The sequence below is a fragment of the Bacillus sp. PS108 genome, from assembly GCF_037963335.1.
Classification (GTDB): domain Bacteria; phylum Bacillota; class Bacilli; order Bacillales; family Bacillaceae; genus Bacillus; species Bacillus subtilis.
Window position 1 is genome coordinate 324,454 of record NZ_CP150155.1, and the last position, 24,144, is coordinate 348,597.

Sequence of the window (24,144 nt, forward strand, 5' to 3'; positions counted from 1 at the left end):
AGAAACATACCCTGGAAGGATGATTAATGATGAACAAACATGTAAATAAAGTAGCTTTAATCGGAGCGGGTTTTGTTGGAAGCAGTTATGCATTTGCGTTAATTAACCAAGGGATCACAGATGAGCTTGTGGTCATTGATGTAAATAAAGAAAAAGCAATGGGCGATGTGATGGATTTAAACCACGGAAAGGCGTTTGCGCCACAACCGGTCAAAACATCTTACGGAACATATGAAGACTGCAAGGATGCTGATATTGTCTGCATTTGCGCCGGAGCAAACCAAAAACCTGGTGAGACACGCCTTGAATTAGTAGAAAAGAACTTGAAGATTTTCAAAGGCATCGTTAGTGAAGTCATGGCGAGCGGATTTGACGGTATTTTCTTAATCGCGACAAATCCGGTTGATATCCTGACTTACGCAACATGGAAATTCAGCGGCCTGCCAAGAGAGCGGGTGATTGGAAGCGGCACAACACTTGATTCTGCGAGATTCCGTTTCATGCTGAGCGAATACTTTGGCGCAGCGCCTCAAAACGTGCACGCGCATATTATCGGAGAGCACGGCGACACAGAGCTTCCTGTTTGGAGCCACGCGAATGTCGGCGGTGTGCCGGTCAGTGAACTCGTTGAGAAAAACGATGCGTACAAACAAGAGGAGCTGGACCAAATTGTAGATGATGTGAAAAACGCAGCTTACCATATCATTGAGAAAAAAGGCGCGACTTATTATGGGGTTGCGATGAGTCTTGCTCGCATTACAAAAGCCATTCTTCATAATGAAAACAGCATATTAACTGTCAGCACATATTTGGACGGGCAATACGGTGCAGATGACGTGTACATCGGTGTGCCGGCTGTCGTGAACCGCGGAGGGATCGCAGGTATCACTGAGCTGAACTTAAATGAGAAAGAAAAAGAACAGTTCCTTCACAGCGCCGGCGTCCTTAAAAACATTTTAAAACCTCATTTTGCAGAACAAAAAGTCAACTAACCGCAACTTTAGAGTAAAGGGCTGATTGTCAATGTGGGAGCAGTTGTATGATCCGTTTGGAAACGAGTATGTGAGCGCACTTGTGGCGCTCACACCGATTCTCTTTTTTCTTTTGGCTTTAACTGTTTTGAAAATGAAAGGCATTCTTGCGGCATTTCTTACCCTAGCCGTCAGTTTCTTCGTCTCCGTTTTGGCATTTCATATGCCGGTTGAAAAAGCGATTTCTTCTGTTTTGTTAGGAATCGGGAGCGGGCTGTGGCCTATTGGCTACATCGTCCTGATGGCGGTGTGGCTGTATAAAATCGCAGTGAAAACCGGGAAATTTACCATTATTCGGTCCAGCATTGCCGGCATTTCGCCTGACCAACGATTACAGCTATTATTAATTGGTTTTTGTTTTAACGCGTTTTTAGAAGGCGCGGCCGGTTTTGGTGTTCCGATTGCGATTAGTGCGGCGCTGCTCGTCGAACTTGGTTTTAAACCGTTAAAAGCGGCGGCGCTCTGCTTGATTGCAAACGCCGCCTCCGGAGCCTTTGGGGCGATTGGGATTCCTGTCATCACAGGGGCGCAGATTGGTGATTTGTCTGCTCTTGAGCTGTCTCGGACATTAATGTGGACACTGCCGATGATCTCATTTTTCATACCATTCCTGCTTGTATTCCTATTAGACCGAATGAAAGGAATCAAACAGACATGGCCCGCTCTTCTGGTTGTGAGCGGTGGGTATACAGCGGTTCAGACACTGACAATGGCGGTGCTCGGGCCGGAATTAGCAAACATTTTGGCGGCCTTATTCAGCATGGGCGGGCTTGCCCTCTTCCTCCGCAAATGGCAGCCGAAAGAGATTTACCGCGAGGCAGGGGCCGGCGATGCTGGTGAGAAAAAGGCATACCGTGCCGCTGACATTGCGAAAGCGTGGTCTCCTTTCTACATTTTAACTGCGGCGATCACCATTTGGAGCCTTCCTGCCTTCAAAGCGCTTTTCCAAGAAGGCGGGCTGTTATATCAATCAACGCTCCTGTTCAAAATGCCTTTTCTGCATCAGCAAATTATGAAAATGCCGCCGATTGCGCCATCTGCCATGCCGTTAGATGCAGTCTTTAAAGTTGATCTGCTGTCAGCGACTGGAACAGCGATTTTAGCGGCGGTCATCGTGACAGGGCTGTTCAGCAAAAATTTCTCTTATCGGGATGCCTTTGCTTCCTTGAAGGAGACGGGAAAAGAGCTGTGGGTGCCGATTATCACGATCTGCTTCGTGATGGGGTTTGCCAATCTGGCCAACTTCGCAGGGCTCAGCTCTTCAATTGGGTTAGCATTGGCGAAAACAGGAGACCTGTTCCCGTTTGTCAGTCCTGTTCTCGGCTGGATTGGCGTGTTCATCACCGGTTCTGTTGTCAGCAATAATGCTTTGTTCGGCCATTTGCAGGTTGTCACGGGAGCGCAGATCGGTGCGGGTTCAGATTTGCTGTTAGCCGCAAATACGGCGGGCGGTGTCATGGCGAAACTTGTTTCTCCTCAATCTATCGCCATCGCTGCCGCAGCGGTCGGCCAAACAGGCAAGGAATCTAAACTGTTTAAAAGGACAGTGGCGTACAGCCTGATTCTGTTATTGATCATTTGTATATGGACGTTTATTCTTGCAAGATTAGGAGTGTAATATAAAAAAGCAGTACATGCCCAGCATGTACTGCTTTTTTATGTTAATTTGCTTTCTTTGTCATTTCGGCTGTTGTTTTCACTCTGGCTTTCCCCATAAATAAAATGGTAACCGCCGCGAGGACAATTGGAATCAAAGCGAGCAAAAACACATACGTAATACTTGATGACATCGCGTCAATAATGCGATTCAGGATCGCATCAGGAATCTGGGAACGTGTTCCCGCTTGGAATATCTCCTGCGGGTCGCCAATATTTTGCGCAGCACCTGATCCCGCTGAGCCTTTCATACCGCTGAAGGCGTCGCTCAGCTTGTTCGTGAATACGTTTGTTTGCACCGTTCCGAAAATGGTGACGCCTAAGGTCATGCCAAATGATCGCAAAAATGAATTTGTAGAGTTTGCCGTTCCCCGAAAGCGAGGTTCAAGATCATTCATCGATGCCGCCGGCAGCAGGGAGAAGTTAAAGCCTACACCAAAGCCTGAAATCATCATAAAGACTGTCAGCCATACCCGTGCTGTGTCAGGCGTCATATTGGAAAGAAGCAGCATGCCGATAAAGAAAGCTATAACAGATATCAGCATCAAATTGCGGAAGCTTGCCTTCGTTTGGAAGATCCCGCCGATCATGCTTCCGATGACTGATCCAATCATCATCGGCGTCAGAATGAAGCCCGCGCTTGTCGCCGAGCTGCCGTAGACCGCCTGAACGAAAATCGGAATAAATACCGCTAAAATAATAAATGTTCCGCCATACAGGAAAGCGAGAATCTGCGCTGTGGCAAACAAGCGGTTCTTAAACATCCAGAAAGAAATAATCGGCTCTTCTGCTTTTCTCTCCACAATAAAAAAGGCAATGAAGAAAACGGCGAATACAATAAACAGCCCGATGATCTGAATGGAATTCCAATCGTATGTTTTGCCGCCAAGCTCAAGGGCGAACATCAGACATACAATGGATACGACTAAGGTAATCGCGCCGCCCCAGTCTATTTTCTGCTTTCTGTGCTCCAGAGATTCTTTGTAGTAGCGAATAATGAAAAACAATGACAATGCGCCGATCGGCACATTGATGTAAAACACCCAGTGCCAGCTGATCGAATCTGTAATGATCGCGCCTAAGAGCGGACCAAGAACACTGGATAATCCAAATACAGCACCGAACATGCCGGACATTTTTCCGCGTTTTTCCGGCGGAAACAAATCAAAGATAATGGTAAAGGCAATCGGCAGGAGCGCGCCGCCTCCGATCCCTTGAATGGCCCGGAAGATGATCAGCTGATTCATCGTCTGGGCAATCCCGCATAAAGCAGAACCGATTAAGAAAAAAATAAGTCCAAACAGGAAAAAACGTTTTCGGCCGTACATATCGGAAAGCTTGCCGTAAATCGGCATGCCAGCCATAACCGCCACCATATAGGATGCCGTCACCCAGGCAAATTTATCGAAGCTTCCAAGATCGGCTACGATATTGCCCATCGCGGTGGCAACAATCGTATTGTCCATTGCAGACATCAAGATGCCCAGCAGGAGACCGAGGACCACAAATTTGGTGGAAGCCTGTTTTGCTGTTGTTGTGTCCATTTGTTCTACCTCCTCTTACTTTTCTATGTAAGTTCTGATATCATGATAATAGTTTGATTGTTGAATATCTCGATTATCAAGATAAACTCGATTTTATAGGGAGGACTGTCAGTTGTCAACAAGAAATTCCAGAAGTGAGTTGGAAAAGACTGCTGTTCAGCTTTTTCGAAAACTGGGCACAAGAACGGTTCTGTTTCATCAGGCAGCCGCTCAAGCTCTCGGTCTGTTTCCCACCGATTTGAAATCAGCTGACATTTTAAATGAAGCAGGGCCGATGACGGCCGGAGAGTTGGGGAAAAAAACCGGCCTCAGCACGGGTTCCGTCACGGCGCTTGTTGACCGGCTGGAAAAAGCGGGGTATGTGGCTCGTGAAAAGGACCCGAACGATCGCAGGAGAGTCGTAATCGTCCCTTTGACTGCTTCGAAAAAACATATAAAGGATTTGTTCCGTCCTCTGTCTGAGTCAACGATGGATTTGTGCCGCGAATATACGGAAGAGGAGCTGGAACTCATTTTCAGTTTTGTAGGCAAAGCCGCCGATATTATGGAGGAAGAGCTTGAACGTCTGAAACAGTAAGTGAATTTGTGCATAGCTTGGCCCGTTCCCGAATAAATTGTACAAGTTACATAAGAGAAGGGAGTACGGGCCGGTGAACATTTTTTTGAGCTATATTGTGCTGGGACTGTCCTTGTCTGCGCCTGTGGGGCCAGTGAATGCGGCGCAAATAGACAAAGGAATTAAAAACGGTTTTTGGCATGCATGGATTTTCGGTTTAGGCGCCATGACAGCGGATGGGCTGTACATGCTTTTTATCTATTTCGGGTTGTCGCAGTTCTTGACCGCTCCATTTGTGAAAACGTTTTTGTGGCTCTTCGGCTTTTTTGTCCTGACCTATACCGGAATTGAAACGCTGAAAAACGTCAGAGAACCGATGGATGTGCGAAGCTCGCGGGGGAAACCGTCATACAGGAAAACATTCGCATCGGGTTTTCTCATTTCATTGTCAAACCCATTGAGCATCCTTTTTTGGCTTGGAATTTACGGAAGCATTCTTGCGAAAACAGCAGAGGCCTACAATATGAATCAGCTTCTAATCTATAGCTCCGGCATCATGATCGGCATTTTAATCTGGGATTTCTGCATGGCTATCACAGCCAGTACGTTCAGAAACCTGCTTCATGAAAAGCTATTGAGAGGATTGACCGGAATCGCCGGTGTATCCCTCCTTGTGTTTGGCTTTTACTTTGGTTATCAGGGCATCCAACAGTTATTGGGCTGATTCATGAAGGACAGTCACCTGCCGCTTCCAGTTTTAATATAGTATCCAGATGATACTGGAGGTGGATCAATGGTGAATGGGATTTACACCAAAAGTTTTCTGGAACGTATTCAGGAAGAGCTTCCTGAATGGCAAAGAATCGCTTTTGAGCTGCTGGCAGAAACTCTGGGGGACGACGCGGATACGTTTCCGTGCATTCCCGGACGCCAGGCGTTTCTGACTGATCAGCTTCGGATTGCTTTTGCCGGAGATCCGCGGGAAAACTGTACAGCGGAGGAACTGGCTCCGTTGCTTGCGGAGTACGGCAAGATATCGCGGGACACGGGAAAATATGCATCCCTCGTTGTGTTGTTTGATACACCGGAAGATTTGGCGGAGCATTATTCGATTGAAGCGTATGAAGAGCTGTTTTGGCGCTTTTTAAATAGACTGAGTCATCAAGACGAAAAAGAATGGCCGGAAGACATTCCGGCCGATCCTGAGCATTATAAATGGGAGTTTTGTTTTGACGGCGAGCCGTATTTCATTCTGTGCGCTACACCGGGGCACGAGGCAAGAAGAAGCCGGAGCTTTCCTTTTTTTATGGTCACGTTTCAGCCAAGGTGGGTGTTTGATGACCTAAATGGATCAACTGCATTTGGCCGTAACATGAGCAGGCTGATCCGATCTCGTTTAGAGGCCTATGATCAGGCTCCGATTCACCCGCAATTAGGCTGGTACGGAGGAAAGGATAATCGTGAATGGAAGCAGTATTTCCTCCGTGATGACGAAAAACAGGTATCGAAGTGCCCGTTTTCTTATTTAAAGAACATGTTCAACAAAATGAAATAAATCAAGGACTGGCAGGGCGATCTTTATGACCCTGCTTTTTTTGATAGATCATGGTAACGATGGCGATGATCACGAGAAAACCTATGCTGACGAAAAAACCGGGCCGGCTTGATTTTTCAAACAATGTACCGGACACAGCCGCAGCAATCAGAACCATCGCTAAATAAATTTGCGTTTTTCCCATGCCCTCGGGATCAGTCAGCTTTTTGCTGGAGAACAGGATAAACAGCCAAGTGTATAAAAGCATAAGCCCCGCAGCTGTTGTCATATGCTCATAAATGTTTTTAGGCAGCACTAACGACAGAATAATGGAGAGAACAAGCCCCGCAAACGTCAGCCCAAGTGCCGGCCAGCATATTTTTTTGCCTTCCTTGAGAGTAAAGCATTTCGGCGCGTCGCCGTCATCAGCCATCGTACAAAGCAATGTCGTAACGGCAAAAAGCGAAGCGACAAGGGTCGAGAACCCGGCGATGATGAAAATCCCGTTAAATATATCAAGGATGATCTCAAGGTTATATCCTTTTAATGATGTAATGAACGGACTGTCCTGTTCAGTAAACGCGTGTAACGGAACCAAAAGCAGAGCAAGCCCGATTGAAATGATATAAATAATCGCCAGCGTCGCCAGCATCAGTTTCCCTGATTTAGACGCTTCCTCAGGTTTTTTTAAGTGAACCGCCATCAGCCCCATGACCTCAATTCCGCCAAAAGCGTAAAACGCGTAGATTAAACCTGTCCACAGCCCCATGGCGCCGTATGGGAAAAACTCACTCGTCTTATTTGGAACATGTATGCCATGATTTCCGCCGGACAGGATACCGCATAAAGCCAGGATGGCAATGACAATAAACATAAAAATAGCAGCTGTTTTAATCACTGCCAGCACGTTTTCTGTTTTTTCAAAGACGGACAGGCCGGTGAAAATAATAAGGAGCCCAAGTACTGCGTAGATTGAGGCAAACACCCATAGCGGCACTTGAGGAAACCAATGCTTCGTAAAGAGCGAAATGGCTGTCAGCTGGCTTCCGGTAATCAGCATTTCTGATGTCCAGTACACCCAGCCGTTGCTGAAGCCTGCCCATTTGCCGAATGCTTTTCGGGCATACGCACAAAACGAGCCCTTTTCCGGCTGCTTCGCCGATAGCTTGGCGAGCTGTTCAAAGACAAAATACGTACCGATCCCTGCGATCAGAAATGAAAGGAGAACGGAAAAACCGCTTTTTACAATTGCGATGCTGGAACCGAGAAAGAAGCCTGTTCCAATCGTGCAGCCGACTCCGATCAGTGACAGCTGCCACCAAGCCAGATTCCCTTTTGGCTGGTCTTTTTTTGTTTGGCTCATTATTTATTCAACCCCTTTTATCTAAGGTTAGATTGTGATCTGTCCGAAGCTTATATACATCGGATTTTTGCCTCTTTTTACATGGAGAAGGAAGCGGACGCTCATACTAATGAAAAAAGGAGCAAACCAATGACACAGCAATATATTGTGGAGCCGAAAAAAGGGCTTGGGCTGAAGCTGAAAAAGGGTCAGATTTTAAAGGTGGTTGATGTAGAAGGGCAGCAGGTGGCTGATTTTGTCGCATACCATGCCAAGGATTTTTATGAACACCTTGATCAGGGAGCGACGATAGACGCCAATTACTCCATTCATGTGAAGGTCAACGACCATCTCTACTCCAACCTGTATAAGCCGATGTTAACCCTGATTGAAGATACGGTCGGCAAGCATGATCTGCTGCTGCCCGCCTGCCGTCCTGATATGAACAGGCTCTTATATGGGAAGCAAAAGGATGAGTTTCAGGATACGTGCTATGACAATATGAACCGTGCGCTTGAGCAGTTTGGCGTACCGAAGCCTCACATGCATTACCCATTTGCGATTTTTATGAATACTGTCCTTGATGAGAAAGGGAATCTGTCTGTGGAAACGCCGCTTTCGAATGCCGGAGATTATGTAAGGCTCAGGGCGGAGATGGATTTAATTGTCGCGTTTTCTTCCTGCCCGATTGAAAAAGGGAAATGCAATGGCGACAGTGTGACATCCATACGGGTTGAAGTCAGCTGATCTCTCTTGTTCACTGTGAATGAAGACCTGTGCTATATTTAATAGGGATACATAACAGTCATGATTCATTTTCATTGATTTGGGGAAATGATCAGTAACAAGGGAAAATGTACAGGAGGAATGATTGGGATGAGCATGCAGGAAAAGATTATGCGTGAGTTACATGTGAAGCCCTCAATTGATCCAAAGCAAGAAATTGAGGACCGAGTCAATTTTTTAAAACAATATGTAAAGAAAACTGGTGCTAAAGGCTTTGTATTGGGAATCAGCGGCGGCCAGGATTCAACACTTGCGGGAAGACTCGCTCAGCTTGCGGTGGAGAGCATTCGCGAGGAGGGCGGAGACGCTCAATTTATCGCTGTCCGTCTTCCGCATGGCACACAGCAGGATGAAGACGATGCCCAGCTTGCTTTGAAGTTTATTAAGCCGGATAAATCATGGAAGTTTGATATTAAATCAACAGTCAGCGCTTTTTCTGATCAGTATCAGCAGGAAACAGGCGATCAGCTGACTGACTTTAATAAAGGAAACGTAAAAGCAAGAACAAGAATGATCGCGCAATACGCGATCGGCGGCCAGGAAGGCCTTCTTGTGTTAGGAACAGACCATGCTGCTGAAGCAGTGACTGGTTTCTTTACGAAGTACGGTGACGGCGGAGCAGACCTCCTGCCGCTGACAGGCTTGACGAAGCGCCAGGGAAGAACCCTGCTGAAAGAGCTGGGTGCACCGGAACGCTTATACTTAAAAGAGCCGACTGCCGATCTGCTCGACGAAAAACCGCAGCAGTCGGATGAAACAGAGCTTGGCATTTCCTACGACGAGATTGACGATTATCTCGAAGGAAAAGAAGTATCAGCGAAAGTATCAGAAGCGCTGGAAAAACGCTACAGCATGACTGAACATAAACGCCAGGTCCCGGCGTCTATGTTTGATGACTGGTGGAAATAAGTTGAAGAAAGCCCGCTCTCGGAGCGGGCTTTTGTCGTGTACAGAAGCTTTATTTGATGCGGATATGATTCAGCTTTACCATTAATCTGTCGGCGAACCTTCGGAGGCTGCCTCTCGTATCAGGATCTAATGGGAGTTCGGCTCTCGCGGCAATGTTCTCTGCCACATCCTGAATCGACAGGTTGTCTGTTTGAATGTGGTCCTCAAAAATGGGTGATGATAAACCTTCAATGCAGCGGTCAATTTGTTTGGCGGCCCAGGAGTTTTTTCCTTCTGCTCTGGTGCGCAGCCTTTTTAACAAGGTTTCCTTTGAAGCCATTAGTGTAAAGTGGCGAACGATCCTGCCTTCATGCCTGAGCCTGCCGATGATCTCATTGAAGTATTCAGGATGTACAATCGTCATAGGCACAATAATGATGCCGCGGTATGTATCTGTCAGAGAAGCTAGCAAACTGTAATTGAACGCCCGCCATAAAGGATAGCTTTGAAAATCGTCCTTTGCGATCTCCTGCGGCACCATGGAGCGCAGCGCAAAACCCATTTTCTCGGGATCATACACGTAAGATGGGTTCAGCCTTCTGTGCAGTTCGAAGGCTGTTTGTGTTTTTCCGGAACCGAATGCCCCGTTTATCCAAATGATCATCGCCATTTCTCCCTTCCTATTTATCATACAGAAAAAGACCCTTCCATCGAAGAGTCAGCTGGAAAAACAATAAAGGCGGAAGGTTTTAACGCTTTTTTGCGTCGAAGTATTAAAATACCTGCAGAAATGTTGTACAATGAATGTCATTCAGGCAAAAATGATTAAAAAAAAAAGCGCACTATAAGCTTGACCGGTAAAGCCGGTATCTATATAAATATTCGCTAAATAAGCATATAATGAATATAAAATTTCATTCCTTAGGAGGATTTCGCCGAAGATGAACGCTAAACGAGCCATCCCAGTAAGAGAAAGAAATATCGTCCTGATCGGATTCATGGGTGTAGGAAAAACGACAATCGGCCAATTGGTCGCTAAAAAATTATATAGAGATTTTATTGATATTGACCAACAGATCGAAAAGGATTTCAATATGTCAATTCCTGAGATATTTGAGAAAAAGGGGGAAGACTTTTTCCGGAAAACGGAGAAGGAATATATTTTAGACATCTGCCATCATAAACGATTCAAAATCGTATCTCTGGGCGGGGGATCTTTTAAACAAGAAGAAATCAGAAATTGCTGTCTGGAAAACTGTCTCGTGCTTCATCTGGACCTGTCATGGGAGAACTGGAAGCAGCGCGCGGATTTATTGATCGAAAGCCGCCCTGTACTGCATAACCGTTCAATGGATGAAATGGAACAGCTGTTTAACGAAAGAAAAGTCATTTATGACAAGCACAATTCAAAAGTGGCAACAGACAACCTTTCCCCGGAAGAGGTTGCCGATTACATTGTTGAGACATTAAAAATTGGCTGGGATCTTTATCAGCCGATGTAAAAAGCCGTGCGCAGCGCACGGCTTTTTTTATCGTTTTATCCCTTGTATCAAAATCGCTTTTAAACAAAAGGAGATGGGCTGTCCGTTTTGGTTCAATGTAATACAGAACGTGTCGCGTGCTTCGTCTGATGCGTGATTCAAGTGGGTAATGATTTGTTTTTTCCGGTCAGCGGGAGTTCCGCCTCGTTTGATCCAGCTATCGTATTGAATCGGCAAGTTCCACTTTTGGATGTCTTGATAGGGCAGTTGATTGGCGCTGAACATCGACTGCCATTCTGATAATGAGCTTTCTCGAACATGGGAAGGGTCTCGAAGCCGGTTCAAATGATTGACAAACTCATCAAGAACGGGATCTTCAGGCGCGTAATGATCAACTAAGAGAAAACGTCCGTCCTGTTTTAGTACGCGTGCAACCTCGCTGACAGCTTTGCGGACATCTGAAAAATGGTGGGCTGCGTATCGGCAGGTGATGATGTCAAATGAATCGTCGGGGAAGGGGAGTGACTCTGCCGTTCCTTGCTGAAAGCGTACGTTTTCAGCTCCTTTTTCTTGCGCGAAGGAGGACGCAACCTCAACCATCTCTTTCGTCGCATCAACACCGATGCACTCCTGTACATAAGGAGAAAATGCCAGCGCCGTATGGCCGGCGCCCGCTCCTATATCCAGCACTCGATGCTCTGCCCGGCATTCCGCTGTTTTGATCATCAACCCCAAATCTTCCCCCTCGGCAAATACCTTTTCATCCCGATACATCTCGGCGTTTTTAGAAAACGGTGTTTCATTAGTCATTTGAACCAGCTCCTTCTTTTCGTAAATGATGATATGGATTATGTTAGCAATTTTTGTTATGATTCGTCCAAGATATAAAAATGATGAAAATGATAGGTTCAACCTATGGAGGCTGAAATGGATATTAAAGTGATGGAATATGCAGCGGAAATTGCCCGGCGCCAAAGCTTTACAAAGGCGGCGGAACATCTTCATATCGCACAGCCGTCTCTCAGCCAGCAAATCAAAAAGCTTGAGGCTGAGCTGGGGCTTACCCTTTTTCACAGATCCCATAGCTCTGTTACACTGACACCTCACGGCAGGCGTTTCATTGAAAAAGCCGAGGACATCATTCGTTCCAGAGATGATTTGCTTCGGGAAATGCAGGAGCGATCACAGGGAATCGGTCATAAATTATCCATCGGGATTCCTGCTGTAACAGGGAGATATCTCTTTCCCCCGCTGCTGAAGCAGTTTTTGGCGCGCTATCCTCATGTGGAGGTTCAGCTTGTTGAAAAAGATCCGGTTTCATTGGAGGAGATGACGGCAAAGGGAGAAGTTGACCTTTCTGTTATATCCTTGCCCATCGAGGATGAACGGCTCTCCATTACACCCTTGCTCACGGAACCGGTTGTTCTCGCGGTGCCGAAGGAAAAACAAAGGTGGATGCCGCCGGAATTGGTCGCGCTGATTGAGAAAGCGCTGGAAGAAGATGAGGGACGCCAGCCGTGTGTGCCGATTGACATGGTAAGGAACGTGCCCTTTATTCTGTTAAAAGAAGGCTTCGGCTTTCGCAGGACAGTTCTCGATCTCTGTGCGGAAAGCGGCTTTAAGCCGAATGCTGCCTTTAAGACGAGCCATATTGAAACCGCCCAATCTCTTGTGGCTAATGGATTAGGTGTGACTATGGCACCGAATATGGTCAGAAGGGATAAAGATCCGGGTGTGATCTATTTATCGATTCAATCCGCGCCATCACGAACCCTCGTCTTTGTCTTTTTAAAGAACCGCTATGTCAGTCTGACGGCCCAGGCCTTTATGGAACTAAGCCGGGAAAGTCTTAAACAAACGTTTGATGAAGGCTGTCTGGGAAACAAAGATGAAAATATTTAGAAAACAAAGACGAAACGTGGTAGTATAGGAATACAAACTAAATCTTATAAAACAAAGGGGAATAATCGGAAATGCAACTATTCGATCTGCCGCTCGACCAATTGCAAACATATAAGCCTGAAAAAACAGCACCGAAAGATTTTTCTGAGTTTTGGAAATTATCTTTGGAGGAACTTGCAAAAGTCCAAGCAGAACCTGATTTACAGCCGGTTGACTATCCTGCTGACGGAGTAAAAGTGTACCGTCTCACATATAAAAGCTTCGGAAACGCCCGCATTACCGGATGGTACGCGGTGCCTGACAAGGAAGGCCCGCATCCGGCGATCGTGAAATATCATGGCTACAATGCAAGCTATGATGGTGAGATTCATGAAATGGTAAACTGGGCACTCCATGGCTACGCCGCATTCGGCATGCTTGTCCGCGGCCAGCAGAGCAGCGAGGATACGAGTATTTCACCGCACGGTCACGCTTTGGGCTGGATGACGAAAGGAATTCTTGATAAAGATACATACTATTACCGCGGTGTTTATTTGGACGCCGTCCGCGCGCTTGAGGTCATCAGCAGCTTCGACGAGGTTGACGAAACAAGGATCGGTGTGACAGGAGGAAGCCAAGGCGGAGGTTTAACCATTGCCGCAGCGGCGCTGTCAGACATTCCAAAAGCCGCGGTTGCTGATTATCCTTATTTAAGCAACTTCGAACGGGCCATTGATGTGGCGCTTGAACAGCCGTATCTTGAAATCAATTCCTTCTTCAGAAGAAATGGCAGTCCGGAAACAGAAGTGCAGGCGATGAAGACACTTTCATATTTCGATATTATGAATCTCGCTGACCGAGTGAAGGTGCCTGTCCTGATGTCAATCGGCCTGATAGACAAGGTCACGCCGCCGTCCACCGTGTTTGCCGCCTACAATCATTTGGAAACAGAGAAAGAGCTGAAGGTGTACCGCTACTTCGGACATGAGTATATCCCTGCTTTTCAAACGGAAAAACTTGCTTTTTTTAAGCAGCATCTTAAAGGCTGATAAATGTGAAAAGCCGCCGCATATCATCAGGCGGTTTTTTTCTGCAAACTGCCGGAATGAGAACAGACTGGAGACGAATAGATATGAAACAAAGAATCATTGATGAATTAAAACGGATCGAGCAGTCATACGGAGTCAAAATCGTGTATGCCGTCGAGTCAGGAAGCCGCGCATGGGGATTTCCCTCGCAGGATAGTGATTACGACGTCCGCTTTATTTATGTGCCGAAAAAGGAGTGGTATTTTTCAATTGAGCAGGAGCGTGATGTCATTGAGGAACCGATTCACGATTTGCTGGATATCAGCGGCTGGGAGCTGAGAAAAACGCTTCGGCTTTTCAAAAAATCAAACCCTCCGCTCCTCGAATGGCTGTCCTCAGACATTGTGTATTATGAAGCATTTACGACCGCAGAGCAGTTAAGAAAACTGCGCACGGAGGCATTTAAGCCTGAAGCAAGCGTGTATCACTATATCAATATGGCAAGAAGGAACGTCAAGGATTATCTACAAGGACAAGAGGTCAAAATTAAAAAGTACTTCTACGTTCTTCGGCCTATTTTGGCCTGCCAATGGATTGAAAAGCACGGAACCATACCGCCAATGGACTTTACTGTTTTGATGAATGAACTTGTTGCTGAACCCGAGCTGAAGGCTGAAATGGAAACCTTGCTTGAACGGAAAAGAAGAGGGGAAGAGCTTGACCTCGAAGCAAGAATCGATGTTATTCACCAATTCATTGAAACGGAAATTGAAAGAATCATGGAAGCGGCAAAAGAACTGAAGGCAGAGAAAAAAGATATGACATCTGAATTGAACCGTTTGCTTTTGAATACGGTTGAAGAAGTGTGGAAGGATGGAGGAAGCTGATGTTTTTTGTCGCTTCCTTTTCTCCTTTATTCGACAGAATACCCCCCGACTTTCTAACTATCTGATTGTGGCAAACCCACAAAAATAATCAGAATCTTTGTATTTTGAGAATATTGTGAACGCCTGTTTTGTCCATTTACAATAAACTCATACAAATACTTCTTAGATTGCGGGGTGTTGAGGTTGGAAGTGATCACAAGAGATTTTTTCTTATTTTTATCCAAAAGCGGCTTTCTCAATAAAATGGCGAGGAACTGGGGAAGCCGGGTAGCAGCGGGTAAAATTATCGGCGGGAATGACTTTAATAGTTCAATCCCGACCATTCGACAGCTTAACAGCCAAGGCCTGTCAGTTACTGTCGATCATTTAGGCGAGTTTGTGAACAGTGCCGAGGTCGCACGGGAGCGTACGGAAGAGTGCATTCAAACCATTGCGACCATCGCGGATCAGGAGCTGAACTCACACGTTTCTTTAAAAATGACGTCTTTAGGTTTGGATATAGATATGGATTTGGTGTATGAAAATATGACAAAAATCCTTCAGACGGCCGAGAAACATAAAATCATGGTCACCATTGACATGGAGGACGAAGTCAGATGCCAGAAAACGCTTGATATTTTCAAAGATTTCAGAAAGAAATACGAGCATGTGAGCACAGTGCTGCAAGCCTATCTGTACCGGACGGAAAAAGACATTGACGATTTGGATTCTTTAAACCCGTTCCTTCGCCTTGTAAAAGGAGCTTATAAAGAATCAGAAAAAGTAGCTTTCCCGGAGAAAAGCGATGTCGATGAAAATTACAAAAAAATCATCCGAAAGCAGCTCTTAAACGGTCACTATACAGCGATTGCCACACATGACGACAAAATGATCGACTTTACAAAGCAGCTTGCCAAGGAACATGGCATTGCCAATGACAAGTTTGAATTTCAGATGCTGTACGGCATGCGGTCGCAAACCCAGCTCAGCCTCGTAAAAGAAGGTTATAACATGAGAGTCTACCTGCCATACGGCGAGGATTGGTACGGCTACTTTATGAGACGCCTTGCAGAACGTCCGTCAAACATTGCATTTGCTTTCAAAGGAATGACAAAGAAGTAAAAAAGGAGAGATTATCATGACAACACCTTACAAACACGAGCCATTCACAAATTTCCAAGATCAAAACAACGTGGAAGCGTTTAAAAAAGCGCTTGCGACAGTAAGCGAATATTTAGGAAAAGACTATCCGCTTGTCATTAACGGCGAGAGAGTGGAAACGGAAGCGAAAATCGTTTCAATCAACCCGGCTGATAAAGAAGAAGTCGTCGGCCGAGTGTCAAAAGCGTCTCAAGAGCACGCTGAGCAAGCGATTCAAGCGGCTGCAAAAGCATTTGAAGAGTGGAGATATACGTCTCCTGAAGAGAGAGCGGCTGTCCTGTTCCGCGCTGCTGCCAAAGTCCGCAGAAGAAAACATGAATTCTCAGCTTTGCTTGTGAAAGAAGCAGGAAAGCCTTGGAACGAGGCGGATGCCGATACGGCTGAAGCGATTGACTTCATGGAGTATTATGCACGCCAAATGATCGAACTGGCAAAAGGCAAACCGGTCAACAGCCGTGAAGGCGAGAAAAACCAATATGTATACACGCCGACTGGAGTGACAGTCGTTATCCCGCCTTGGAACTTCTTGTTTGCGATCATGGCAGGCACAACAGTGGCGCCGATCGTTACTGGAAACACAGTGGTTCTGAAACCTGCGAGTGCTACACCTGTTATTGCAGCAAAATTTGTTGAGGTGCTTGAAGAGTCAGGATTGCCAAAAGGCGTAGTCAACTTTGTTCCGGGAAGCGGAGCGGAAGTAGGCGACTATCTTGTTGACCATCCGAAAACAAGCCTTATCACATTTACGGGATCAAGAGAAGTTGGTACGAGAATTTTCGAACGCGCGGCGAAGGTTCAGCCGGGCCAGCAGCATTTAAAGCGTGTCATCGCTGAAATGGGCGGTAAAGATACGGTTGTTGTTGATGAGGATGCGGACATTGAATTAGCGGCTCAATCGATCTTTACTTCAGCATTCGGCTTTGCGGGACAAAAATGCTCTGCAGGTTCACGTGCAGTTGTTCATGAAAAAGTGTATGATCAAGTATTAGAGCGTGTCATTGAAATTACGGAATCAAAAGTAACAGCTAAACCTGACAGTGCAGATGTTTATATGGGACCTGTCATTGACCAAGGTTCTTATGATAAAATTATGAGCTATATTGAGATTGGAAAACAGGAAGGGCGTCTAGTAAGCGGCGGTACTGGTGATGATTCGAAAGGATACTTCATCAAACCGACGATCTTCGCTGACCTTGATCCGAAAGCAAGACTCATGCAGGAAGAAATTTTCGGACCTGTCGTTGCATTTTGTAAAGTGTCAGACTTTGATGAAGCTTTAGAAGTGGCAAACAATACTGAATATGGTTTGACAGGCGCGGTTATCACAAACAACCGCAAGCACATCGAGCGTGCGAAACAGGAATTCCATGTTGGAAACCTATACTTCAACCGCAACTGTACAGGTGCTATCGTCGGCTACCATCCGTTTGGCGGCTTCAAAATGTCGGGAACGGATTCAAAAGCAGGGGGGCCGGATTACTTAGCTCTGCATATGCAAGCAAAAACAATCAGTGAAATGTTCTAAGCGGGACTAAATGGGCATCCTCCCTGCGGGGGTGTCCATTTCATCCATATACTATAAAAAAGAGGAGGAAGTGCCATAGAAAACACACAGCTGATTATTTCGATTTGTATTTATATGGCGGGAATGCTGCTAATCGGCTACTTTGCTTACAAGCGTACGTCGAATCTGACGGATTACATGCTGGGAGGACGCTCTTTGGGTCCGGCAGTAACTGCTCTCAGTGCCGGCGCTGCCGATATGAGCGGCTGGCTGCTAATGGGGCTTCCGGGCGCCATGTTTTCTACTGGTCTGAGCGGCGCTTGGATCGTCATCGGACTTTGCCTTGGAGCGTGGGCGAACTGGCTTTACGTCGCACCGCGGCTGAGAACCTATACTGAAAAAGCGGGGAATTCGATTACAATTCCCGGATTCCTGGAAAATCGCTTCGGAGATCAAACAAAGCTTCTCAGACTGTTTTCAGGAATTGTCATTTTAGTCTTTTTCACGTTTTATGTATCGTCCGGAATGGTGTCCGGCGGCGTCTTATTCAACAGCATCTTGGGGATGGATTATCACACCGGCCTGTGGATTGTGACGGGTGTTGTTGTGGCATATACCCTGTTTGGCGGCTTTTTGGCAGTCAGCTGGACAGATTTTGTTCAGGGGATCATTATGTTTGCCGCACTCATTCTTGTGCCGATCGTTACGTTTTTCCACACGGGAGGAGCAGGTGATACAGTTGCTGAAATCCGCTCTGTAGATCCTGATATGTTTAATATTTTCAAAGGAACGAGCGTCCTTGGCATTATTTCTTTGTTTGCCTGGGGGCTGGGATACTTTGGCCAGCCGCATATTATTGTGCGTTTTATGGCGATAACGTCCGTAAAAGAGATCAAAAGAGCGCGCAGAATTGGGATGGGCTGGATGATTTTGTCTGCAGTAGGCGCAGTGCTGACCGGTTTGGGCGGAATCGCTTATTACCATCAGCGCGGCATGACACTGAAGGACCCAGAGACGATTTTTATTCAATTAGGGAATATCTTGTTCCATCCGATTATCACGGGTTTTCTGATTTCAGCGATTTTGGCCGCGATTATGAGTACAATTTCTTCCCAGCTGCTTGTGACATCAAGCTCTCTGGTAGAAGATTTGTATAAGTCGATGTTCAGACGCTCAGCTTCAGATAAAGAACTGGTGTTTTTAGGCCGTCTGGCTGTTCTGGCTGTTTCAATTGTCGCGTTGGTTCTGGCTTGGGAGAAAAATAACACCATCCTTGGATTGGTCAGCTACGCGTGGGCGGGCTTCGGTGCATCATTCGGGCCGGTTGTACTGCTCAGTCTGTTTTGGAAACGAATGACCAAATGGGGGGCACTCGCCGGCATGATTGTGGGAGCAGCGACTGTAATCATTTGGGCGAATGCCGGTCTTTCGGACTTTCTGTATGAAATGATACCTGGTTTTGCTGCGAGTCTATTATCCGTCTTTTTTGTCAGCATATTGACGCAGGCTCCGTCACAAGCTGTCACAGACCAGTTCAACGACTACCAAGATACAATGTCACAATAAAGATCGAAAGGAGGAGGAAGGGGCTGTCCCTTTTTCCTCTTTTCTCCTTTTAAGCGGCCATTTTTTTCTTTTGGAAACAAACGTATTTTTTTCTATACAAAAAGACCCCGTATGGATATGATTAAAGTAAAAAAAGTATAGGAGAAAAAGGTATGGAAGAGCTTTTAGAGAGAGTTTTTTCATTTTCAGATGTTGATAAGCTGATTGATTTTATTAGCTATGAACTGCAAAAGCCAGTGATACTGGAAAGCGCGGATTTCTTTTTGTTAGCCTATAATTCTTACTATATTAACCATTTTGATTCTGCCAACCAGCAGACTATTTTTTCGAAAAAGTGTCCGGTCCAGATTTTTGAGAGGTTTCTGAAGGACGGAATTATTGAAAAATTGAAAACAGAGCCTGAGCCTTTTCGCGTCAATAAAATTGAAAGCATTGGGTTAAACCAGAGGGTGGTCGTGAGTGCAAAGCACAAAGGGGAAGTCATGGGCTACATCTGGATTCAGGAGCTGGACCAAAATCTGACGGATGAAGAGCTCGACTTTTTGTACGAGACCTCCTTCCATGTCGGGAAAATCATTTATAAAACGAATAAATTGAAACAGGAAAAGGAAGAAAAAGCAGAGGATCTCATCAAACGGGCGATCTATCAGCAATTTACCTCTGAGAAGGAACTCAGACGGGAAGCTGAAAGGATCAACACCGTGCTGCCTTCCATGTTTTCAGTTGTTATCCTGCACGCCGCAAATGGGGATGGGGAAGCGGTTGAGGATTTAAAGGAAAATATCAGGTCGTACCTGAATTTACGGGATAAGGTCAGTCATGTCTTAACGATCGAATCAAACATTGTCATCGTCGTAGCGAGTTTTTCCCAAAAAAGCTCCGTCTCCTCAGCAGCTTCTGAGTTTATTAACAAGCTGTTAACACATTTTCACTTTCAAAAAATACCTACCCCTATTTATATCGGTATCGGAAACGAATATAATCACCTATTAAAACTTGGCAAGAGCTACACAGAAGCACTTGAAGTCATCAAAGCCGCAGAAATCACCGGCAATCAGGAAAACATTCCATATGAATATGCCAAACTCGGCATTTACCGCTATTTAGAAAGCATCGAACAGAAAAATGAATTTTTAGAATACGAGAATAAAGATTTAGCTTTATTAAAAGCAAAAGACGAAGAAAGCAGCACTGAGCTGCTCAAAACCTTGGAAATCTATCTCCTCAACAACTGCAAAACAAAACCAGCGGCAGAACAGCTGTTTATTCACCAAAATACATTGAATTACCGCATCAAACAGATTACTGAGATGACGTCGATCGATTTAAGCGATTTCAGAACGCGGTGCCAGCTCTATCTCGATTTGATGCTGATGAAAAAGAAATAAAAAAGAAACCAGTACTTGTACTGGTTTCGTCTTCACTTAAAATCCTCTGTAAACATACGGATCATCAGGTTTTTTAATGGTATTCCAGTCAGTTACTTTGACGACAGGGAGAGTTGACTTGAATGGCTGGTAATATTCTGAGGCCAGAGTGCCCTTAATGTGAATCCATTCATCATCCTTGATGTCCATGTCCTTCGGAAATTCCACAAGCATCCCGTACACGCCGGAATCAGCGATACAGTGAATGATGCCAAACCTTAATACGAACAACTGATTTTTGTTAATTGCGTTTCCTTTGTAAGCAAATCCATGAAATTCTATCGTCCGTCCGAGAAATTCACCCGGATAGTTATAGATGGTTTCCATTCCTTTTAGGAAATCGTCATCGGTCAGAGAAATCTCTTTTTTGCTGGAATACTTATTAAACAGCTGTTTCATTTGTTTGTCATAGCTGTCTTGCGCGTAATAAAGGCTGGCATCAGGCCGCAAATACTGTGTTTGGGAGTAGTGATCTCCGCTCTCCATCGCCTTAAACGAGAACCCTTTTGTTTTGACAATGGATGAGTCAAGCGTTGCAATCGGGAAGAAGATGCCTGACACCAAAGGAAAAAGAAAAACAACATAAATCAAATAACGCTGATAAAATGGCTTGTTTTGTTCATGGTCATGCTCGTGATCATGGCCGCACCCGCAATCATGGTCATGGTGATGCCCGCTTTTTTCAGGCGACTTGATAAATAGGTACGCTTGGACGGCGGTCAGAATAGCCAGCAGGAAGATCGCAATAAAGGACAGATAGGAATATTTCATATTGATATATTTTGTTAGATTTCCTGAGGCATGCAGATGATAAAAGAAAAACGTAAATCCCATCAGCACCAATAGACGAAACACCCAATCACCCCTTTACCAGTAGTGATCCCGCTAAAACAATCACGACAATGTATGTAATCAGCAGGAAAACAAATCGTTTTTTGAAGGCCGCAAGCATCATCAATAGATTCTTAATATCCACCATTGCGCCAAAGACGAGAAAGGCGATTAACGATCCTAATGAAAATGTGCTGCTGAAGGAAGACGCGATGAACGCATCAACTTCTGAACAAAGCGACAGGACAAACGCCAGACCCATCATCACGAGGGAAGAGGATACATCATTCTGCCCGATCGCAAGCAGAGTGGATGTTTTGACATACGTCTGCATAGCGGCTGCGATAAAGGCGCCGATGATTAAGTATTTTCCCACGGAGAAAAATTCATCAATGGCATGCCGCAAGGTCCCGCCCAGTTTTTGGAGCAAGGTGCCGTGATGATGATGGTGGTGCCCGGGTTCATCAGGCTTCAAAAGCTGGTTATCCTTAAATTGATAGGATAAGATGACCCCGATGATCAGCGAAACGGCGAGAGCCAGTCCGCCTCTGTAAAAGACAACGCTCCATCTATTCCCGAACGCAATATAAGTAGAAAATAAAACGATAGGATTAATGATAGGCGCGGTCAGCATGAAAGCAACCCCCGCATGCAGAGGAACTCCCTTTAACAGAAGCCGCCTCGTAATCGGGATGATGCCGCATTCGCAGGCGGGAAATAAAACGCCGGCCAGCGCACCGAATAAAACGGCGAGAAAACGGTTTTTCGGCATGATTCTTGCAATCATTTCTTCAGAAACAAACATTTGAATGATTCCGGAAAGTATGACGCCAATCAGAATAAACGGAATGGCTTCTATTAAAATGCTGATAAAAATAGAATTCAGCTGAAGAAAAGATGATTGTGCTGTCACAATAAAACCTCCGCTCATGTTAAGCTGCCTTTCTTATGATACCAGAAAAAAAAGGCACTGCTTGTTTGACGGAGGAGGGGAAAGGATCGTTTCACTTTGGTTAGGATTCCAAAAAGCCGAGTAAGATACTGTCTGTTTCTGCAGCTTCTTTTCCGAGCCAAATCAGGTGTCCCCATGAGTGAAGCAAACAGAGAGCAGCGCCACGAATGTGCTCTTTTGCATGATGTGCATGTGACAAGTCAACCAATCCATCATAAACACTTTGCATAATCAGCACAGGACATATGATGGCTTGCAGGTCTTTTAAAGAGACAGCGGCGGTTTGTGACAAGTCAAGCAGAAATCCTTCACCCGAGCGCTGCCGGTTGTTCATTTTCCGAAATGCTTCTATGTCTTTTTCATCCATCAAGGACTTGATTCGCTGAAACGGAAGCGTGCTGAATTGGGGGCTCATAGCTCGAAACATCAAACCCGGGAAAGCGTTATTCAAAGAAGAAATCAGCTTCCATATCCACTTTTCCACCGGCGGGCGGAAGAGAATTCTCCCCAATTTATATTCAGTGTCTTTTGGGGTGAGCCACTCTTTGGTGACCGCGGATTGCAGAGTCAATGTATTTACTCTTTCTGGATAATGTGAGGCAAAGCATATGCCGCTCGGCCCTCCCTGCTGAGATGGCGATCACATGGACACTGTCGATTTGTAAATGATCTAATAATTTCACATAGAAACGGCAGGCGTTGGCAAGACTTTTTCCAATTTCTTTTGACGTTCGTCTATAGCCGGGCCTTGAAGGCGTAATGATGGAATACCCTTGCTCAATCAACGCTGTGTATCCGAATTCCTCGTAACAATTTGAATGTCCGCCATGCATGACAAGGATGGGGGTACCCTTGCCTGTCACAGAATATTCTAGTGTACTGCCATCGAAGGTGATCGTTTCGACTCGTCTTTTCATCTGTTACTCCCATTTGTTTTTTGCCTATTATAGAGTTTTCAGCAATTGACCACAAGGAGAAGAAATGAATAAACAAAGGCCCTTGAAATATGATATACTTTTTATTGATATTCATTCTCAATTAAAACTTTGATATAGATGTGAACGGGAGGCAGGACGGATGGCTGAGAATCAAGAGGTATATGACGTTACGATTATAGGCGGGGGGCCGATTGGGCTGTTTACTGCTTTTTACTGCGGGATGCGGGAGCTAAAAACAAAGGTAATCGAATTTTTGCCGAAGCTCGGAGGAAAGGTGTCTTTATTCTTTCCTGAGAAAATCATTCGCGATATCGGCGGCATACCGGGGATTGCGGGAAAGCAGCTGATCGAGCAGTTGAAGGAGCAGGCGGCAACGTTTGATCCTGATATCGTATTGAATCAGCGTGTGACCGGGTTTGAACGCCTGAATGACGGCACCATTGTACTGACGGGTTCTGAAGGGGAGAAGCACTATACAAGAACTGTGATTTTGGCTTGCGGCATGGGTACACTTGAGGTCAATGAGTTTGACAGCGAGGATGCGGCCAGATATGCGGGCAAAAATCTTCATTATGGAGTGGAGAAGCTCGATGCGTTTAAAGATAAGCGCGTGGTGATATCAGGCGGCGGAGATACTGCGGTCGATTGGGCTAATGAGCTTGAACCGATTGCGGCGTCTGTGACTGTCGTTCATCGGCGTGAGGAATTCGGCGGAATGGAAAGCAGCGTGACGAAAATGAAGCAATCATCGGTGCGGGTGCTTACGCCTTATCGGCTGGAGCAGTTGAACGGAGATGAAGAGGGCATCAAAAGCGTGACCGTTTGTCATACTGAGTCTGGCCAGAGGAAAGACATAGAAATTGATGAGCTGATCATTAATCATGGGTTCAAAATTGATCTCGGGCCGATGATGGAGTGGGGGCTGGAGATTGAAGAAGGAAGGGTGAAAGCTGACAGACATATGCGAACGAATCTTCCGGGCGTGTTTGTGGCGGGCGACGCGGCTTTTTATGAAAGCAAGCTGAGATTGATTGCCGGCGGATTTACGGAAGGCCCGACAGCGGTCAACAGTGCCAAGGCTTATCTGGACCCTAAGGCCGAGAATATGGCGATGTATTCCACCCATCATAAAAAATTGGTGCATAAATAAAACAGCCCTTGGGGGAAAGGGC

Annotated in this window: 22 protein-coding genes and 1 pseudogene; 16 read left to right on the forward strand and 7 right to left on the reverse strand. The window is 45.8% G+C overall.

What is annotated here, in order from left to right; all coding sequences use genetic code 11:
• Positions 1-26: 26 nt before the first annotated feature.
• Positions 27-992 carry an L-lactate dehydrogenase gene (locus NSQ16_RS01750; protein ID WP_024572029.1) on the forward strand — a complete coding sequence of 322 codons (966 nt, stop codon included), beginning with the start codon at positions 27-29 and terminating at the stop codon, positions 990-992.
• Between the two features lie 31 nt (positions 993-1,023).
• Entirely contained in the window at positions 1,024-2,649 is a 1,626-nt protein-coding gene (locus tag NSQ16_RS01755; RefSeq protein ID WP_069322349.1) for an L-lactate permease, read from the forward strand.
• A gap of 43 nt (positions 2,650-2,692) precedes the next feature.
• Here NSQ16_RS01755 and bmr3 read toward each other — a convergent pair whose 3' ends face one another.
• Complete coding sequence (bmr3, locus tag NSQ16_RS01760) at positions 2,693-4,231, reverse strand: multidrug efflux MFS transporter Bmr3 (RefSeq protein ID WP_003234681.1); 1,539 nt, start codon at positions 4,229-4,231, stop codon at positions 2,693-2,695.
• Positions 4,232-4,343: 112 nt separating this feature from the next.
• Here bmr3 and NSQ16_RS01765 point away from each other — a divergent pair, with 112 nt between their 5' ends.
• From NSQ16_RS01765 to NSQ16_RS01775, 3 genes are all read left to right on the forward strand, one after another.
• Positions 4,344-4,808: a MarR family transcriptional regulator gene (locus NSQ16_RS01765; protein ID WP_003246360.1), complete on the forward strand. Its 465-nt coding sequence runs from the start codon at positions 4,344-4,346 to the stop codon at positions 4,806-4,808.
• 73 nt (positions 4,809-4,881) lie between these two features.
• Positions 4,882-5,511 (forward strand): LysE family translocator, encoded by a 630-nt coding sequence (locus NSQ16_RS01770; RefSeq protein ID WP_015252870.1) that lies wholly within the window; start codon positions 4,882-4,884, stop codon positions 5,509-5,511.
• 69 nt (positions 5,512-5,580) lie between these two features.
• On the forward strand, positions 5,581-6,342 hold the full coding sequence (locus NSQ16_RS01775) for a YqcI/YcgG family protein (RefSeq protein ID WP_044052645.1): 762 nt from the start codon (positions 5,581-5,583) through the stop codon (positions 6,340-6,342).
• Between the two features lies 1 nt (position 6,343).
• On the opposite strand, the gene NSQ16_RS01780 is transcribed toward NSQ16_RS01775, so the two are convergent.
• Positions 6,344-7,684, reverse strand: coding sequence for an amino acid permease (locus NSQ16_RS01780; protein WP_024572720.1), 1,341 nt, complete (start codon positions 7,682-7,684; stop codon positions 6,344-6,346).
• 129 nt (positions 7,685-7,813) lie between these two features.
• On the opposite strand from NSQ16_RS01780, the gene NSQ16_RS01785 reads away from it, so the two are divergent.
• A complete protein-coding gene (locus NSQ16_RS01785; RefSeq protein ID WP_339232533.1) occupies positions 7,814-8,410 on the forward strand; it encodes a DUF1989 domain-containing protein in 597 nt (198 codons plus the stop codon).
• A 129-nt stretch (positions 8,411-8,539) separates the two neighbouring features.
• Positions 8,540-9,358 carry an ammonia-dependent NAD(+) synthetase gene (gene nadE / locus NSQ16_RS01790; RefSeq protein ID WP_003246440.1) on the forward strand — a complete coding sequence of 273 codons (819 nt, stop codon included), beginning with the start codon at positions 8,540-8,542 and terminating at the stop codon, positions 9,356-9,358.
• Positions 9,359-9,407: 49 nt separating this feature from the next.
• Here the strand turns inward: nadE and tmrB are convergent, their stop codons facing one another.
• Positions 9,408-10,001 carry a tunicamycin resistance ATP-binding TmrB gene (gene tmrB / locus NSQ16_RS01795; protein ID WP_128442061.1) on the reverse strand — a complete coding sequence of 198 codons (594 nt, stop codon included), beginning with the start codon at positions 9,999-10,001 and terminating at the stop codon, positions 9,408-9,410.
• A 277-nt stretch (positions 10,002-10,278) separates the two neighbouring features.
• Between tmrB and NSQ16_RS01800 the strand changes: the two genes are divergently transcribed.
• Positions 10,279-10,839, forward strand: a complete 561-nt coding sequence (locus NSQ16_RS01800; protein ID WP_003246473.1) for a shikimate kinase — start codon at positions 10,279-10,281, stop codon at positions 10,837-10,839.
• Between the two features lie 27 nt (positions 10,840-10,866).
• Here NSQ16_RS01800 and NSQ16_RS01805 read toward each other — a convergent pair whose 3' ends face one another.
• Positions 10,867-11,628, reverse strand: coding sequence for a class I SAM-dependent methyltransferase (locus NSQ16_RS01805; RefSeq protein ID WP_015715211.1), 762 nt, complete (start codon positions 11,626-11,628; stop codon positions 10,867-10,869).
• A 117-nt stretch (positions 11,629-11,745) separates the two neighbouring features.
• Here NSQ16_RS01805 and NSQ16_RS01810 point away from each other — a divergent pair, with 117 nt between their 5' ends.
• The 7 genes from NSQ16_RS01810 to putR all read left to right on the forward strand — a co-directional run bounded on the left by NSQ16_RS01810 (position 11,746) and on the right by putR (position 20,212).
• A complete protein-coding gene (locus NSQ16_RS01810) occupies positions 11,746-12,720 on the forward strand; it encodes a LysR family transcriptional regulator (RefSeq protein ID WP_015715212.1) in 975 nt (324 codons plus the stop codon).
• A gap of 71 nt (positions 12,721-12,791) precedes the next feature.
• On the forward strand, positions 12,792-13,748 hold the full coding sequence (gene cah, locus NSQ16_RS01815) for a cephalosporin C deacetylase (protein WP_015715213.1): 957 nt from the start codon (positions 12,792-12,794) through the stop codon (positions 13,746-13,748).
• An 83-nt stretch (positions 13,749-13,831) separates the two neighbouring features.
• Complete coding sequence (locus NSQ16_RS01820) at positions 13,832-14,614, forward strand: nucleotidyltransferase domain-containing protein (protein WP_003246492.1); 783 nt, start codon at positions 13,832-13,834, stop codon at positions 14,612-14,614.
• Between the two features lie 189 nt (positions 14,615-14,803).
• Positions 14,804-15,715 carry a proline dehydrogenase PutB gene (putB, locus tag NSQ16_RS01825; protein WP_003246421.1) on the forward strand — a complete coding sequence of 304 codons (912 nt, stop codon included), beginning with the start codon at positions 14,804-14,806 and terminating at the stop codon, positions 15,713-15,715.
• A gap of 16 nt (positions 15,716-15,731) precedes the next feature.
• Positions 15,732-17,279 (forward strand): L-glutamate gamma-semialdehyde dehydrogenase, encoded by a 1,548-nt coding sequence (gene pruA / locus NSQ16_RS01830; RefSeq protein ID WP_003234655.1) that lies wholly within the window; start codon positions 15,732-15,734, stop codon positions 17,277-17,279.
• 123 nt (positions 17,280-17,402) lie between these two features.
• The gene (gene putP / locus NSQ16_RS01835) at positions 17,403-18,824 is read left to right on the forward strand and encodes a sodium/proline symporter PutP (RefSeq protein ID WP_010886399.1); all 1,422 of its coding nucleotides are present in this window, start codon (positions 17,403-17,405) and stop codon (positions 18,822-18,824) included.
• Positions 18,825-18,976: 152 nt separating this feature from the next.
• Positions 18,977-20,212, forward strand: a complete 1,236-nt coding sequence (putR, locus tag NSQ16_RS01840) for a proline utilization transcriptional regulator PutR (protein ID WP_003234651.1) — start codon at positions 18,977-18,979, stop codon at positions 20,210-20,212.
• 36 nt (positions 20,213-20,248) lie between these two features.
• Here putR and NSQ16_RS01845 read toward each other — a convergent pair whose 3' ends face one another.
• The 3 genes and pseudogenes from NSQ16_RS01845 to NSQ16_RS01855 form a co-directional block, all read right to left on the reverse strand.
• Complete coding sequence (locus tag NSQ16_RS01845) at positions 20,249-21,106, reverse strand: TIGR03943 family protein (RefSeq protein ID WP_015252860.1); 858 nt, start codon at positions 21,104-21,106, stop codon at positions 20,249-20,251.
• 4 nt (positions 21,107-21,110) lie between these two features.
• Positions 21,111-21,995: a permease gene (locus NSQ16_RS01850; protein WP_010886400.1), complete on the reverse strand. Its 885-nt coding sequence runs from the start codon at positions 21,993-21,995 to the stop codon at positions 21,111-21,113.
• A 100-nt stretch (positions 21,996-22,095) separates the two neighbouring features.
• Positions 22,096-22,951: pseudogene (locus NSQ16_RS01855) on the reverse strand (alpha/beta hydrolase).
• A 160-nt stretch (positions 22,952-23,111) separates the two neighbouring features.
• Here NSQ16_RS01855 and ffoR point away from each other — a divergent pair.
• Positions 23,112-24,122, forward strand: a complete 1,011-nt coding sequence (gene ffoR, locus NSQ16_RS01860) for a ferredoxin--NADP(+) reductase (RefSeq protein ID WP_327837515.1) — start codon at positions 23,112-23,114, stop codon at positions 24,120-24,122.
• The last annotated feature ends 22 nt before the right edge of the window (positions 24,123-24,144 follow it).